The 14,997-nt window shown below is 69.1% G+C and carries 15 protein-coding genes; 4 read left to right on the forward strand and 11 right to left on the reverse strand.

Going from position 1 to position 14,997, the window contains the following annotated elements; translation table 11 throughout:
- Positions 1 to 241: 241 nt before the first annotated feature.
- The 4 genes from EAS64_RS34485 to EAS64_RS34505 form a co-directional block, all read right to left on the reverse strand.
- Complete coding sequence (locus EAS64_RS34485; protein WP_145859874.1) at positions 242 to 1,051, reverse strand: isoprenyl transferase; 810 nt, start codon at positions 1,049 to 1,051, stop codon at positions 242 to 244.
- A complete protein-coding gene (gene recO / locus EAS64_RS47230; RefSeq protein ID WP_342782100.1) occupies positions 1,048 to 1,998 on the reverse strand; it encodes a DNA repair protein RecO in 951 nt (316 codons plus the stop codon). The genes EAS64_RS34485 and recO overlap by 4 nt, the downstream gene beginning before the upstream one ends.
- Positions 1,999 to 2,553: 555 nt before the next feature.
- Positions 2,554 to 4,293, reverse strand: coding sequence for a 2-isopropylmalate synthase (gene leuA, locus EAS64_RS34500; RefSeq protein WP_246115993.1), 1,740 nt, complete (start codon positions 4,291 to 4,293; stop codon positions 2,554 to 2,556).
- Positions 4,294 to 4,510: 217 nt separating this feature from the next.
- A complete protein-coding gene (locus tag EAS64_RS34505) occupies positions 4,511 to 5,119 on the reverse strand; it encodes a TerB family tellurite resistance protein (protein WP_145859876.1) in 609 nt (202 codons plus the stop codon).
- Between the two features lie 219 nt (positions 5,120 to 5,338).
- On the opposite strand from EAS64_RS34505, the gene EAS64_RS34510 reads away from it, so the two are divergent.
- Complete coding sequence (locus EAS64_RS34510) at positions 5,339 to 6,343, forward strand: GNAT family N-acetyltransferase (protein WP_145859878.1); 1,005 nt, start codon at positions 5,339 to 5,341, stop codon at positions 6,341 to 6,343.
- A gap of 36 nt (positions 6,344 to 6,379) precedes the next feature.
- Positions 6,380 to 7,393, forward strand: a complete 1,014-nt coding sequence (locus tag EAS64_RS34515) for a GNAT family N-acetyltransferase (protein WP_145859880.1) — start codon at positions 6,380 to 6,382, stop codon at positions 7,391 to 7,393.
- A gap of 140 nt (positions 7,394 to 7,533) precedes the next feature.
- Here the strand turns inward: EAS64_RS34515 and era are convergent, their stop codons facing one another.
- Entirely contained in the window at positions 7,534 to 8,517 is a 984-nt protein-coding gene (gene era / locus EAS64_RS34520) for a GTPase Era (RefSeq protein ID WP_281283358.1), read from the reverse strand.
- A gap of 86 nt (positions 8,518 to 8,603) precedes the next feature.
- On the opposite strand from era, the gene EAS64_RS34525 reads away from it, so the two are divergent.
- Positions 8,604 to 9,101 (forward strand): NUDIX hydrolase, encoded by a 498-nt coding sequence (locus EAS64_RS34525; protein WP_187366381.1) that lies wholly within the window; start codon positions 8,604 to 8,606, stop codon positions 9,099 to 9,101.
- Here EAS64_RS34525 and EAS64_RS34530 read toward each other — a convergent pair.
- The 5 genes from EAS64_RS34530 to EAS64_RS34550 all read right to left on the reverse strand — a co-directional run bounded on the left by EAS64_RS34530 (position 9,098) and on the right by EAS64_RS34550 (position 12,917).
- Positions 9,098 to 9,451, reverse strand: a complete 354-nt coding sequence (locus EAS64_RS34530; protein ID WP_246115994.1) for a cytidine deaminase-like protein — start codon at positions 9,449 to 9,451, stop codon at positions 9,098 to 9,100. The two genes, EAS64_RS34525 and EAS64_RS34530, sit on opposite strands and share 4 nt — an antisense overlap.
- A 113-nt stretch (positions 9,452 to 9,564) precedes the next feature.
- On the reverse strand, positions 9,565 to 10,785 hold the full coding sequence (locus EAS64_RS34535; RefSeq protein WP_145859883.1) for a hemolysin family protein: 1,221 nt from the start codon (positions 10,783 to 10,785) through the stop codon (positions 9,565 to 9,567).
- A 2-nt stretch (positions 10,786 to 10,787) separates the two neighbouring features.
- Positions 10,788 to 11,315 (reverse strand): rRNA maturation RNase YbeY, encoded by a 528-nt coding sequence (gene ybeY / locus EAS64_RS34540; RefSeq protein ID WP_145859885.1) that lies wholly within the window; start codon positions 11,313 to 11,315, stop codon positions 10,788 to 10,790.
- An 85-nt stretch (positions 11,316 to 11,400) separates the two neighbouring features.
- The gene (locus EAS64_RS34545; RefSeq protein WP_187366382.1) at positions 11,401 to 12,411 is read right to left on the reverse strand and encodes a PhoH family protein; all 1,011 of its coding nucleotides are present in this window, start codon (positions 12,409 to 12,411) and stop codon (positions 11,401 to 11,403) included.
- 161 nt (positions 12,412 to 12,572) lie between these two features.
- Positions 12,573 to 12,917, reverse strand: a complete 345-nt coding sequence (locus tag EAS64_RS34550; RefSeq protein WP_145859888.1) for a histidine triad nucleotide-binding protein — start codon at positions 12,915 to 12,917, stop codon at positions 12,573 to 12,575.
- A gap of 871 nt (positions 12,918 to 13,788) precedes the next feature.
- Here EAS64_RS34550 and EAS64_RS46395 point away from each other — a divergent pair.
- The gene (locus EAS64_RS46395; protein WP_246116005.1) at positions 13,789 to 14,334 is read left to right on the forward strand and encodes a SigE family RNA polymerase sigma factor; all 546 of its coding nucleotides are present in this window, start codon (positions 13,789 to 13,791) and stop codon (positions 14,332 to 14,334) included.
- A gap of 396 nt (positions 14,335 to 14,730) precedes the next feature.
- Here EAS64_RS46395 and EAS64_RS34560 read toward each other — a convergent pair whose 3' ends face one another.
- Positions 14,731 to 14,985: a hypothetical protein gene (locus EAS64_RS34560; protein ID WP_145859890.1), complete on the reverse strand. Its 255-nt coding sequence runs from the start codon at positions 14,983 to 14,985 to the stop codon at positions 14,731 to 14,733.
- Between the last annotated feature and the right edge of the window lie 12 nt (positions 14,986 to 14,997).

Below are 14,997 nucleotides of genomic sequence, written 5' to 3' on the forward strand. Positions count from 1 at the left end.
CATGAGCTTATGAGTACCGGGCGGTTCGCGCGAACTAGTTCGCCGGCCTGATCAGCGGGCCAGCGGGCCGCCCACGATGTCCTTGTCGATGTCGAGCGTGATGCCGCTCACGGTGTCGGTGACATTGCCCGCGGAACATTCTGTTATGCCAAAGGGGACTGGGCATCGCAGAACAGCGCGGATTTAGCCCGTCATCCCAGCACAACCCGACAGGGTTGTTCCCGGAACGCGGCTCAGCTACTCACTTGGGGACGGAATTGGGAATCGCTCCGCCGAAACGGCGGTCCCGTGACGCATAGATTTCGCAGGCGTACCACAAATGCCGCCTGTCGAAATCGGGCCAGAGCGTGTCGAGAAAGACAAGCTCCGCGTATGCCGATTGCCAGAGCAGGAAATTCGACAGCCGCTGCTCACCCGAGGAGCGGATCCACAGGTCGACGTCCGGGACTGCCGGCTCGTCGAGGTACGTGTGGAACAGGTCCTCGGTGATCTTGTCGGGGCGGAGCTTGCCAGCCGCCACGTCGCGCGCGATCGCGGCCGTCGCGTCGAGAATCTCGGCGCGGCCGCCGTAGTTGCAGCAGAACTGCAGGGTGAGGACGGTGTTCTCCTCGCTGAGCTGCTCGGCGTCCTCAAGCTCCCTGATCACTGAGCGCCACAGCCGCGGCTTCCGCCCGGCCCAGCGGATGCGGACGCCGGCCGCCGCGAGCTCCTCCCTGCGACGGTGGATCACGTCGCGGTTGAAGCTCATCAGGAAGGCGACCTCTTCCGGGTGCCTGCGCCAGTTCTCCGTGGAGAACGCGTACGCGGAGATGTACTTCACGCCGAGCTCGATCGCGCCCATCAGCACGTCCATCAGTGCGGCCTCGCCGACCTTGTGCCCCTCGGTGCGCGGCAGGCCGCGCTCCTTGGCCCACCGGCCGTCGCCGTCCATCACGATCGCCACGTGCCGCGGAACCAGCTCCCTGGGGATCTCCGGCGGCCGGATGCCGCTTGGGTGCGGGTACGGCGGCTGCACCGGGCGGGTCTCCCGCAACCGGGGGGTCTTGCTCAAGCACGCTCCACATGACGCAATGACCGGATCGAATGCTCAAGGTGCCACTGCAGGTAAGCGGCCACCAAGCCACTGCACTCTACCCGGTGCCTGCGCTCGCTCCGCATCGCGCTTGTCCAGTCGCCGCGCAGCAGCGCGACCATCAGGGCCACCGTCTGCGGCGCGGGCGAGGCGGCGCCAGGCGGCCGGTCCTCGGCGCAGACCATGCCGCCCGCCGCCATCGCGAAGGCGACGAGGGGCCGTTCGCTGGTGCCGCAGCGGGCGCACTCCGCCAGCGCCGGGGCATAGCCGGCGAAGGTCAGCGAGCGAAGGAAGTACGCGTCGAGAACCATCCGGGGATCGCGCGGCGTCCCGGGGTCGGCGGGTCTCGCCGGGTCTTCGAGGCTTCCGATGCCATTCGCGTCCGCTGGGGTGGACAGGGCCGAAGAGGCGGGGGGCGAGTCGCTGGGGGCGGCCGGCTCGCCGGAAGTTGCCGGCTCGCCGGAGGTGCCCCGCTCCCCGGAGGTTGCCGGTTCGCCGAAGGTGGCCGGCTCGCCGGGGGTGGCCGGCTCGCCGGGGTCGACGGCCTCGCCGAGGGCGCGCAGGCCGCCGATGAGTAGGAGGAACTGGCGGATCGCCGGCTCCTTCTCGACCGGCGTGAAGCGCTCGGCGGTCTCCAGCATCGCGGTGCCCGCCGTGTACTTCGGGTAGTCCGCGGCCAGCGGGGTGCCGTAGGCGCGGATCACCTCGGCCTGGGTGATGATGTCGAGCGAGCGGCCGGGATGGATCATCACGTCAACGTGCGTGAACGGCTCGAGGCGGCCGCCGAAGCGGGACTTGGTGCGCCTGATGCCCTTCGCGACGGCCCTGACGCGGCCGTTATGCCGGGTGAGCAGCGTGATGATGCGGTCCGCCTCGCCAAGCTTCTGCGTCCGCAGCACGACCCCGTCGTCCCGGTATCCCTGCACGCTTCATTGTCCCGTACGGCGCCGACAAAGCCGGCCATGATGCCGGGGAGCCTCGAGAGGCGGCAGCCCGGGCGGGGATCGACCGGCGAACTCCTGATGCGGCAGCACCGGCGGGATCGGGCCGGCGTGGGCGAGCCTCGGCAGCCTCACGTGGACGCCTCGTCACTCTGGTCCGGTCAGCCGCACCGCGTGGCCGTTGATCACGGAACTTCCGATTACAACGGAGTTTTTCTACCCGGATCCGGGAGAATAGTTCCGCCAGGATCTAATGTTCCGTGATCAACGGTCTCGCAGGGGCGAAATGCCCAGGAATGGCGGCGGCGTGCTGTTGGCCGCCGTGATTGCCGGGACGCCCTTGTGAGGCAGCCATTCGCGACCGCTGTTTAGGGATGTGACGGGATCGCCGCGCATCCCGCGCAGCCCGCCTTCCCTGGTCATGTTTCGAGGGGAAGGCGGAGCAACGCATGACGGATTGCCCGCCTCCAGAGCCGTGTTTTGGGTGGAGGCGGAGCTATGAAACCGTTCGGGATATGCCTGGAGTTGAATTGCGCGGAGTCAGGCGCGGCGGGAGCGGTTGACCGCGCTGAGGATCGCGCGCATCGAGGCGGTCGCCGTGTTGGTATCGATGCCTACGCCCCACCAGACCTTGCCGCCGGTGGACACCTCGACGTAGGAGGCGGCCTGGGCGTCGGTGCCCTCGGTGAGGGCGTGCTCAGCGTAGTCGAGGACGCTGACGTCGACGCCTACCGAGGCCAGGGCGGCGCAGAAGGCGGAGATCGGGCCGTTGCCGGTGCCCTCCACCTCCTGGGCGACGCCCGCGATGGACAGCTCGGCGGCGAGCCGGTGCTTGCCGGCTACGACCGAGGACGACTGGTGCTCGAGCAGGTCGAAGTCGCCTGGGGTCAGGTACTCGCGGGTGAACGAGTCCCAGATCTCGGCGGGGCTGACCTCGCCGCCCTCTTCGTCCGTGCGGACCTGGATGACCTTGGAGAACTCGATCTGCAGCCGGCGCGGCAGGTCAAGCGAGTGGCCGGTCTTCATGACGTAGGCGACGCCGCCCTTGCCCGACTGGCTGTTGACCCGGATGACGGCCTCGTAGGAGCGGCCCACGTCGTGCGGGTCGATCGGCAGGTACGGCAGGTCCCACTTGTGGTCTTCCGGCCGGTCGCCGGCCGCCGCGACCTCGGCGTCGAGCGCCTCGAAGCCCTTCTTGATCGCATCCTGGTGGCTGCCGGAGAAGGCCGTGTAGACCAGCTCGCCCGCGTACGGGTGACGCGGGTGCACCGGCAGCTGGTTCACGTACTCGACCGTACGGCGGATCTCGTCGATGTTCGAGAAGTTGATCATCGGGTCGACGCCCTGGCTGTACAGGTTCAGGCCCAGGGTGACCAGGCAGACGTTGCCGGTGCGCTCGCCGTTGCCGAACAGGCAGCCCTCCACGCGGTCCGCGCCGGCCAGCACGGCCAGCTCGGCGTCGGCGACGGCGGTGCCGCGGTCGTTGTGCGTGTGCACCGACACGCAGACGTGCTCGCGCCTGCTCAGGTGGCGGCTCATCCACTCGATCTGGTCGGCGTACACGTTCGGGGTGGACCGCTCGACGGTGCACGGCAGGTTGAGGATGATCTCCCGGTCCGGGCCCGGCTGCCAGACGTCCATGACCGCCTCGCAGGTCTCCAGGGCGAAGTCCAGCTCGGTGTCCATGAAGATCTCCGGCGAGTACTCGTAGCCGAAGTCGGTGTTGTCGCCAAGAATCTTCTCCGCGTACTTCATCACGTAGCGGGTGCCGTCGACGGCCAGCGCCTTGGTCTCGTCCTTGGTGTTGCGGAAGACGACCTTGCGGAACACCGGCGCGGTCGCGTTGTACATGTGTACCGTGGCGCGCCGCGCGCCGGCCAGCGACTGGACGGTGCGCTCGATCAGGTCCTCGCGGGCCTGGGTCAGCACGGAGATCCGCACGTCCTGCGGGATCTTGTCGCCCTCGATGAGCTCGCGGACGAAGTCGAAGTCGGTCTGGCTCGCGCTCGGGAAGCCGACCTCGATCTCCTTGTAGCCCATCTTGACCAGCAGGTCGAACATGGCTCGCTTGCGGACCGGGGACATCGGGTCGATCAGCGCCTGGTTGCCGTCACGCAGGTCGGTGGACAGCCAGCGTGGCGCCTTGGTGAGGGTCTTGTTCGGCCAGGTGCGGTCCGGGAGGTCCACCGGCTTGAACGGAACGTAGCGGTGGCAGGGCATGCCGCTCGGCTGCTGACGTACGGGCGCGACAGGGGGGTATGAACGATCTTGCTGCGTCATTGGTAGCTGTGTCCTTCGAGTTTCGCGGGGTGTCCGGTCGTCGGCCAGCGGACATGCCTAGCACCCGCGACGAGGGAGCCAGCCTCTATAGGCCCCCGCCGCGGCCGCTAAGGAGGAGCAGCTCGTGCGACATAGCAAGGATGAATATATCAGCCCGAACGGATGCGTGGTTTCACTACCCCGCCACTCTGAGTATTTATGCAGGCAGACGCGAAATCTAGACGTTCTGTTCGGTTAGCGCGATCACGCCGATGGCCTGAGCCTGGGTCATGCCCAGCAGGTTCGCGAGGTGCTCAGCGGCGGCGCGCTCGGCGCCGGACAGCGGGCCGTCGGCCATCGCGATCCTGATCGCCTCCGCCAGGCACCACTCCCGCGCCTCGACCTGAAGCTGGGCGCCGAGCGCGGCGATCCTCGGCCGCGCGATGTCCGCGGGCTCGTCGAGGTCCGCCGCCAGCCAGGTCTCGTCGTAGTCGGCGTCGCCCGCGCCGATCACCGCGTCGATCGCGCGGCGCCGCGCCAGCGGGCTCGCCGGGTCGCCCGCGCGGAGGATGACCGCGACCACGGCGCGCATGCCGGTGGCGAGCGCCGCCTCCATCTCAACGGTGGTGGGCAGCTTGAGCACCTCGGTCACGTACCTGGTCTTGCAGGTCAGGCACTGCACGTGCTCGCCGGTCTTCATCAGCGGGATCAGCGGAATGAAGAAGAAGGTGATCCACCGGCGGCCCGCCCGGTGCCGGTAGTCGCGGTCGCCGCCGCACCGGCGGCAGAAGAACACGCCCCGCCCCAGCATCCGGTAGATGACGCGCAGGCCCCAGATGATGAGCATGTTCGTCCCCTTTTGGTGAGAGAGCGGTGGCCGCCCAGCGTACCGTGACGGGACCGGCTAGCGGAGCAGATCGTTATATATCTACATATATCGGACGATAGGCGCCCAGTCTAGGCTTGCTCGCGTCAGCCTCGTGGCGCACATCTTCGCACGTCAGAGCATGTCACCGCAGGTCAAAAACCGGTCGCTTTCCGCGACACGGTGCGATTGGCTGGGAGGATGCGCATCGAACAGTGCGACCCCGCCGACGAGACGACCGCGCGTGCGTGCTACGAGGTGATGCTCGCGGCTCACAAGGTCGACGAGCCGATCGAGCCGCCCATGTCCTATGGGACGTTCGCCCACTACATCCGCCATGGCTGGGAGAAGACCCCAGGCGAGCTGTGGGCCGCTGTCGATGACGGCGGAGAGATCACCGGCTTCGACCGGATGGCCCTGCCCGACCTGGAGAACCGCGACAAGGCGTATACCGGCCTGACGGTGCACCCTGCCCTGCGGCGGCGCGGCATCGGCCGGTCGCTGCTGCGCCACCTAGCGGAGCGGGCGACGGCGAACGGGCGGACGCTGTTCGGCGCTCAGGTGATCGCGGGGTCGGCGGGCGAGGCGTTCGCCGTCACCATCGGCGCGCGGCTCGATCTCGAGGAGGTACGGCGGATTCAGTACCTGAGCGAGATCGCTCCCGGCACCGTCGCATCGCTGCGCGCCACGGCGGAGCAGGCGGCCACGGGGTACTCGCTCGTCACGTGGGCCGGCCCCACCCCCGACGAGTACTGCGCCGCGATGGCCGGGGTGTTCAACGCGTTCAACGACGCGCCGCACGGCGCGAACGATGAGCCCGAGTTCTGGGACGCGGACCGGGTCCGCGAGCGCACCGGATCGGTGCAGCGTGCCGGACTGATGCGCGGGTACGGCGTCGCCGCACTTGCGGACGCGACGGGCGAGATGGCCGCCTTTACCGGGGTGCTCGTCGACCCCGCGTCACCCTCTTGGGGATTCCAGCAGCTCACTGCCGTGACCCGGCCGCACAGGGGACACCGCCTCGGGCTGCTCGTGAAGTCCGCGATGCTTGAGCTGCTGGCCTCGGCCGAGCCGCAGGTCGAGTGGATCCAGACCGGGAACGCCGCGAGCAACGAACACATGATCGCGGTCAACGAGCAGCTCGCCTACCGGGTGGTCGAGCCGGGCTGGAACATCTACGAGATCGCTGTATCCGGCATTCACTGAGTGACAGGCCGCTTACTAGTGAGGTTGACTGAAAGCATGCGCATCGACCGGTGGACGGCGGACGAGGGCGCGGCCATCCGCGGTTGCAAGGAAGCCTGGGACCGGGCGCAGGACATCGAGGACCCGGACGGGCCGCGGATGCCGGAGCGGATGCTCGCCGCCTGGTTCGGGCTGGGCTTCACCGGCGATCCCGCCCAGGCGTGGTTCGCACCCGGAGCGGAGCCTGGCAGCGTGCTCGGCTGGTACCGCCTCGAACTGACCGACCTGGAGAACACCGACCGGGCGATGCTGACTCTCGTGGTGCACCCCGCGCACCGGAGGCAAGGGCTCGGCGGGAGCCTGCTCAGGCACGCCGCGCGGCTGGCGGCGGCCGACGGGCGTTCCCTGCTGTGGGGCGAGACGCGGGACGGCTCGCCGGGAGAGGCGTTCGCCACCGCCGTGGGCGCGAAGCAGGGCATCGCCGCCGGGGTTCGCCGGCTCGACCTGCGCACGCTGCCCGCGGGAAAGACCGGCTCACTGCGCGGGTCGGCGGCCGCCGCGGCGGACGGCTACTCCCTGCTGCGCTGGACCGGCGCGACCCCCGAGGAGTACCGCGCTCCGTTCGCGCGGGTGCTCAACGCGTTCAACGACGCGCCGCACGACGAGGGCGTCGAGGAGGAGAGCTGGGACGCGGAACGCGTCCGCGAGCGCAACGACGCGCCGGTTCGGTCAATGGGGCTGCGCCGCTACACCATCGCCGCGCGGCACGACGCGAGCGGCGAGCTCGCCGCGATGTCCGAGCTCTCCGTCGACCCGGACGACCCGCAGTGGGGGCATCAGGGGCTGACGGCGGTGACCAGCCAGCATCGCGGCCACCGGCTCGGTCTGCTGGTCAAGACAGCGATGCTGGAGTGGCTGGCCGAGACCGAGCCGCAGGTCGAGCGGGTACAGACGGGGAACGCGCTGTCCAACACGCACATGATCGCCGTCAACCAGGCGATCGGCTTCGAGCTCGTCCTGCCCGCCTGGCACAACATCGAGCTGGAGACCGCCAGGGCCGCCGAGGCGTAACACCGCGCGTCAGCCGAGGCGTACTCCCGCAGCTCTTGTCCGCGCAGCGGACATCGGGGGGTACGGGGGGTCGTCCCCCCCGGGAGACGCGATTAGCTCGGCGCCCGATACGATGGCGATTCTTGCCATCGGGCGCCGAGCTAGTCATAAAAGCCGAGGCGGCGGAGGTATTTGGGGTTGCGCTGCCAGTCTTTGGCTATCCGGACGTGCAGGTCCAGGTAGACGCGGCTGCCGAGCAGGGCCTCGATCTGCTTGCGAGCCCTGGTGCCCACGTCCTTGAGCCGGGCGCCCTGGGTGCCGATCACGATGGCCTTCTGGCTCGAGCGCTCGACGTACAGCTCGGCGTGCACGTCGATGAGGTCGGGCTGGCCGTCGCGCGGTCCCATTTCCTCGACGAGCACCGCGATCGAGTGCGGCAGCTCGTCCCTGACACCCTCGAGCGCGGCCTCGCGGATCAGCTCGGCGACCATGATCTGCTCGGGCTCGTCGGTCAGCTCACCGTCCGGGTAGAGCGGCGGCCCCTCGGGCAGGTGACTGACAAGGACATCGGCGAGTACGTCGAGCTGGTACCCCCGCACGGCGGAGACCGGGACCACGTCCGCCCACTCCCCCAGCTCGCTGACCGCGAGCAGCTGCTCGGCGACCCGCTCCTGCGGAACCTCGTCGGTCTTGGTGACGATCGCGACGACTGGCGTGTTCTTGACCGCGGCCAGCTCCTTGGCCAGGTACTTGTCGCCGGGGCCGATCAGGTCGGGCGCGGGGACGCAGAACCCGATCAGGTCGACCTCGGTCAGCGTGGACCGCACCAGGGAGTCGAGCCGCTCGCCGAGCAGCGTGCGCGGCCGGTGCAGACCTGGGGTGTCCAGGATGACTAGCTGGGCGTCCGGGCGGTGCACGATGCCGCGGATCACCCGCCGGGTGGTCTGCGGGCGGTTGCTGGTAATCGCGACCTTGGCGCCGACGAGGGCGTTGGTCAGGGTGGACTTGCCGACGTTCGGGCGGCCTACCAGGCAGGCGAAACCAGACCGGAAGACCGGAGCCTGCGGATCGGAGGCGGTCCCGGCCCGGCTGGCGTTCGCCTTCGCCCGGCCCGCCTTCTTCTCGGTCACTCGCGGCTGGTTCACCTGTCAATTGTCGGGCATCCGGGCTACCCGTTGGGTTGCCGGTCGCAGTCATCGAACGCCGACCGGGCTCGAGTAATGTCGGCTTTGTGAACGTAACTCCCATATGGCGGCCGACCGCGCGGATTCTGGTGGCCGATCCCCGGCAGCGGGTGCTGCTGTTCAGCGCGCGGGAGAGCGACGGGGAGCGCTGGTGGTTCACCCCGGGCGGCGGCGTCCATCCCGGCGAGACAGTGCGCGCCGCCGCGGTGCGCGAACTCTTCGAGGAGACCGGATTCGCCGCCACCGAGACCGCGCTCGGGCCGGTCGTGGCGACGTCGATGAGCCGGTGGCGCGCGGCCGAGGAAGGCAAGCTGTTCCTCGGCGTGCACTCGTTCTTCTTCCTGCGGGTGCCGGGCACTGCCATCGACACCGACGGGCAGCAGGACTTGGAACGCTCGATGATCACCGGGCACCGCTGGTGGACCGTCCGCGAGCTGCGGACGGCGACCGAACGGGTCGCGCCGAGCGGACTGGCCGGCCTGGTGGAGCGGCTGCTGCGCGGCGACATCCCGGCAAGCCCGGTGCGGCTGGCCAGGCGGCGCTAGGGGAGCAGCGTGCTCTTGAGCACGCCGTCGGTGCCCGCGTGGAAGATCGGGGCGCTCGGGCCGAGGTCGCGCACGGTGGCCAGGTCGCCAGGGTCCGGCTCCTTGTCGCTGACAAGCGCCGCCGCTTCCAGGGACTCCGCGCCGCTCGACACGGCCATGGCGACCGCGAGCCGCAGCGCCGACAGCCGCAGGGACGGCAGGGCAACCGCCGCCGCCGTGTAGGTGCGCCCGGTCTCGTCGCGGACCGCCGCGCCCTCGGACGCGGCGACCCGCGCCCGGGAGGACCGGGCCAGGGTAATGATCTTCTGATCCTCCGGGTCAAGGATGTCCCCGGGAGCCACATCACTCACGCGGATGAGTCTAGGCCGAGGGCGGCGGCCGCGAGGAGGGACCGGCACGCTGGAAGAGGCACGGGGGGTGGGAGAGTAAGCCGCAACCGTTCGGGATGATGGGGTTTTTGGAGTTAGTCCTGGTCTCGCTGCGCTTCTTCGACCCGTTCGATCAGCACCGTGCCCAGCTTGTTGCGGCGGCCCGCGACGTTCTCCGCGGTCAGGTGCAGGCCGGCGACCGTCGCCTCCGAGCCCGCGATGGGCACCCGGCCCAGCTGGTGGGCGAGCAGGCCGCCGACCGTCTCCACGTCTTCCGCGACGATGCTGACGCCGAAGGCCTCCTCCAGGTCGGTGACCGGGAGCCGGGCGGTGACGCGGGCCGTGCCGGGCGCCAGCCACTCCACCGGGGGCTGCTCCGTGTCGTACTCGTCGGCGATTTCGCCGACGATCTCCTCGAGGATGTCCTCGATCGTGACGAGGCCGGCCGTGCCGCCGTACTCGTCGATGACGATCGCCACGTGAATCCGCATCAGCTGCATCTGGCGGAGCAGCTCGTCGACCGGCTTGGAGTCGGGGACATACGTCGCCGGGCGCATCACCTTCTCCACGCGGTCGGTCTCCTCGGCCTCCTGGTGCTGCATGATCCAGGCGACTATGTCCTTCAGGTAGGCCATCCCCACCACGTCGTCGGTGGACTCGCCGGTCACCGGGATGCGGGAGAACCCGCTGCGCAGCGCCAGCGACAGCGCCTGGTTGAGCGTCTTGTCGCGCTCGAGGAACACCATGTCGGTGCGCGGCACCATGACCTCGCGGACGATCGTGTCGCCGAGCTCAACCACGGAGCGGACCATCTCCCGCTCGCCGGGCTCGATCTCGTCCTGCGACTCGATGTAGTCGACCAGGTCCTCCACCCCGGGACGGCCGCTCAGCTCCGGGTCCGCGCCCGGACCGCCGAACGGCAGCGCGCCGGTCACCCGGTCGAGCAGCCGCGACGCCGGGCCGAGCGCGGCGTGCAGCGGGCGCAGCAGTCTTCGGGCCGTAGCGGCGACCCGTTCCGCGCGCTGCCGCTCCATGGCGCGCGGCCCCACGCCGATCAGCACATAGCGCGCGACAAGCAGCACGCCGACCGCCGGCAGGAACACCTGCCAGCCGCCGCCGAGCCAGTGCGCGAAGGCAAGCGTGACGAGAACCGCGCCGGATATCTCGGCGCACACCCTGATCAGCGTCAGCAGGCTGCCGTAACGGTCAAGCCCGTCCGAGTCGGTCCTTGCCAGGGCCGACTGCGCACCCGCACACCAGCCGGCCGCGATGATCAGCAGGGTCGCGGCGAGCAGTAGCCATCCGGCGGCAGGCATGATCAGGCCTGCCCTTCCCGCCCTTCGCTCGTGGCAGGCGGCCCGCCGGCCAGCTGTTCTCGCCAGTCGCGAAGCAGTTCGTTCTGCAGGCCGAACATCTCGGCTTCCTCTTCCGGGTCAGCGTGGTCATAGCCAAGCAGGTGCAGCACGCCGTGCACGGTGAGCAGCTCGAGTTCGGCCTGCGTGGAGTGCCCGTGCTGTTTCGCCTGGGCGGCCGCCACCTGCGGGCAGAGCACCACGTCGCCGAGCAGGACCGGCTCGCTCTCGTCTTCGTCGCGGCCCCTGGTGCGGTTGGGCCCGGCGATCGCGTGCGGCCGGAGCTCGTCCATCGGGAACGACAGCACGTCCGTCGGCCCCGGCTCCTCCATCCACTTCTCGTGGAGGTTGGTCATGTGGTCCTCGTCGACGAGCAGCATCGAGAGGTCCGCGAGCGGATGGGTCTCCATCTGGTCGATCACGTACTGCGCGAGTTCGCGCAGCGCGTCCTCCTCGACCGCGACCCCCGACTCGTTGTTGATGTCGACGCTCACCTTGGTGTCCCCGTCTTATGCTCGTTTTCCTTGTTGCCGGCGTCTTGCCTGCCGGTGTCTTGCTCGCTTGTCTTGCGTGACGGCGTCAGTGCGCGCCGCGGCGGCCCTGACGGCCGTGGTCACGGTCCCGCTCGCCGCGGTCCCGGTCCTGCGGGCGCTCGCGGCTCACCCGCTTGGCGCTCGCGTCGTAACGTTCGTAGGCGTCGACGATCTTCCCGACCAGCTTGTGCCGCACGACGTCGGCGCTCGTCAGGCGGGAGAAGTGAATGTCGGGAATGTCGTCGAGGATGTCCTGCACGATCCGCAGGCCGCTGATCTGCCCGTCGGGCAGGTCGACCTGGGTGACGTCGCCGGTCACCACGATCTTCGACCCGAAGCCGAGGCGGGTGAGGAACATCTTCATCTGCTCGGCAGTGGTGTTCTGCGCCTCGTCGAGGATGATGAACGAGTCGTTGAGGCTGCGGCCTCGCATGAAGGCGAGCGGTGCGATCTCGATCGTGCCCGCGGCGGTCAGCTTCGGAATCGACTCCGGGTCGACCATGTCGTGCAGGGCGTCGTACAAGGGCCGGAGATACGGGTCGATCTTCTCGTACAGCGTGCCGGGAAGGAAGCCAAGGCGCTCGCCGGCCTCGACGGCCGGGCGGGTCAGGATGATCCGGTTGACCTCCTTCGCCTGCAGCGCCTTCACCGCCTTGGCCATCGCGAGGTAGGTCTTGCCGGTGCCCGCCGGGCCGATGCCGAAGACGATGGTGTGCTTGTCGATGGCGTCGGCGTAGTGCTTCTGGTTGAGGGTCTTCGGGCGGATCGTGCGGCCGCGGACGGAGAGGATGCCCTGGGTCAGCACATCGGCGGGACGGGTGCCCGGCTCGCCGTTCCCGCCCTTGAGCATTGCCACCGTGCGCTCGACCGCGTCCGGCGAAAGCTCGGCGCCCTTGCGCTGCAATTCGAGCAGTTCGCTGAAGAGCCTGCCGACGAGCTCGGTTTCCGCGGGAGAACCAGAGACGGTGATTTCGTTACCGCGGACGTGCACATCGGCGGACAACTCCCGCTCGATGACATGGAGCAGCTCGTCCCTGGTCCCGAGCAGGCCCACCATGGAATGGCCGTCCGGAATAACGATGCGGATCGTGGAACCTGGACTGTCACTGCGAGTATCTGTCAATTCACTGCTCTCATAAGCCTGGCCTCGGGCGGTGTGTGGAGCGGCCGAGGGTGCCGGTCACGGCCGCTTGCGGGTGCCACGGCCCGCTCTGCCGGTCAGCCGGGCGGCCAGGCCATCGGACGGCCACCGAGCACGTGCGCGTGCACGTGCTCAACAGTCTGCCCGGCATCCTGGCCGGTGTTGAAGACGACCCGGTAGCCGGTCGCGTCGATGCCCTCGGCGACCGCGATGTCGCGCGCCGTGCTGACGAGCTCGTCGAGCTGGCCGTCACCCGCGGCGGCGAGGGCCGCCACGTTGGGGAAATGATCCCTGGGGACCACCAAGACGTGCGTCGGCGCCTGAGGGTTGATGTCACGGAAGGCGAGAATCCGCTTCCCGTCAAGCACTACCGTGGCCGGGATCTGTCCGGCAGCGATTCCGCAGAACAAGCAGTCAGGCACACCTCGATCATAGTAGGCACCGCTCGCGTGCGTGCCGGACGACTCAGCAGCGGACAGGCTCAGGCTTCACTCTGCGTGATGGCACTGGACAGCAGGGCCGCCACATGCGTATATAGACTCACGTCGACTTCAGGTTCGCGCTGAAAACAAAATATTCACCCACCTGTAACTTTCTACTCGCCGGTAGCTGTTACTCGTGGTTTCCCTGGGGCGGATTCGATCCTTATAAGTGCTGCCTGCTCCCAGCGGGACGGATATTCTTGTCTTTCCGCAATCCTCCGGCGGTTACTGGGGTGGAGTTACCGAATGTGGGTTGGGCAGTGCAGAATCGTGGTGCAACGAGGCAATTGGTTGCGTTCCGTGATTGAGAATCGGCGCGGGCGTGACCGGTGAGCCCGTGGGTGGCGGCATGGCCGGCCAGGCGGTGGATCACCTCCTGGGCGGTGCTGATACGGCCCGCCTCCCCGCGGTGGTCGGGTTTCTAAGCGCGCCGATCGATGACGCGATCGGCGAACAGGACGAGGGCACGATTGACGAGTCCTCGGTGGGCGGCTGCCCGAACGGCGAGCCCGGCGATGCCGCGGCGCCGTCCGGGCTTTCGGCGTCCAGCGGAACCGTCGCCAACAGCGCCGTCGCCGCGAACGGGGCGAGCATCGTCACCGGCGCCGTGTACCTCGGCGCCGCCGTGCCTGCTGACACCGTCGCCGCCGTGCCCGTGGACACTGTCACTGTCCCGGCGCTGGACGACGTCGCGGTCGCGCCGGAGAAGGACGACGGAAACCTCAGTGTGGCAGGTGAACCTTCGGATGCCGTAACGCGTCGTACTGACGTGACGGAAACACTCGCGGCGAATGCGCTGCTGCCAGAGGTGGTGCTTGCCCCCGAGGCGTTCACCGCTCAGGCGCGCTCGGCATCCGCTGTCTGGGACGCCGCCGAGGTCGTCACCGAGATCTACAACGGCCACTACAACCAGCTGGTCCGGCTCGCAGTGCTGCTAGTCCACGACGTGCAGACGGCCGAGGAAGTGGTGCAGGACGCGTTCGAGGCGATGCACCTCGCGTGGCGGCGGCTGCGCGACTCGGAGAAGGCGCTGTCCTACCTCCGGCAGACAGTGGTCAACCGGTCGCGCTCGGTGCTGCGGCACCGCAAGGTCGTGGACATGCACGCGCCAAAGCCGGCCCCGGACGAGCCGAGCGCCGAGCACGCCGCCATGGCGCTGCTAGAGCGCTCCGCGGTGGCCGAGGCGCTGCGCTCGCTCCCGCTCCGGCAGCGGGAGGCCATTGTGCTGCGGTACTACGCGGACTTCTCCGAGGCGGACATCGCCGCGGCGATGGGGATCAGCCGGGGAGCCGTCAAGAGCCACACGGCGCGGGCGATGGCGGCGCTCAAGTCAATCCTCGAGCGGGAGACGTCATGACGCGGCCCGCGGGCCTGGTGAGGGCATGACCGCATCAGAAAACGGCCTGGAAGAGGCGCTGCGGCAGACGCTCACCGCCGCTGTCAGCGAGATCACGCCGGGCAGTGACGGGCTTCAGGTCATCCGCACCCGGATCGGCGGACGGCCGCCACGGCCATGGCTGCTGAGCACGCTCGCCGCGGGCGGAGAGCGGATTAGGTACTGGACCTGGCGCGGTCACTGGGCCTGGCCGGAGGCGCTCCCCCGGCCCGCGGACCTTCCGTGGCCGCGGATTCAGCTGATCCCGCACGCCGCGGCAACCGAGGGCGGGATTCTTCGGCAATGGAACATCGGCTGGCTGCGGCCGGTGGTCGTGCTGGCAGGAATCGCGGTCATCGCGAGTGTGTCCCTCGGCATTCAGCCCTTCCGCCAGGCGATCATCCAGGCGAGCTCGACAGTGCTGAACGGCGGCAGCGCGCCGAACGGCGGCGGTGGTGGTGCCCTGGGCAACGCCACGCAGACCACGGACAGCACGTCGTCGACCCCAGGCCATACACCAGGCGCCGGCTCGAGCACCGGGAGTTCCGGCGGCGCCATGCAGTCGAGCGCCGGATCCGTGAGCGCCTCCGCCGCCGCGACTTGCGCGACTCCTGCTGCCTCCCAGTCGGGCACGACTTCCGCAGG

It is taken from the genome of Trebonia kvetii (genome assembly GCF_007827045.1).
Classification (GTDB): Bacteria; Actinomycetota; Actinomycetes; order Streptosporangiales; family Streptosporangiaceae; genus Trebonia; species Trebonia kvetii.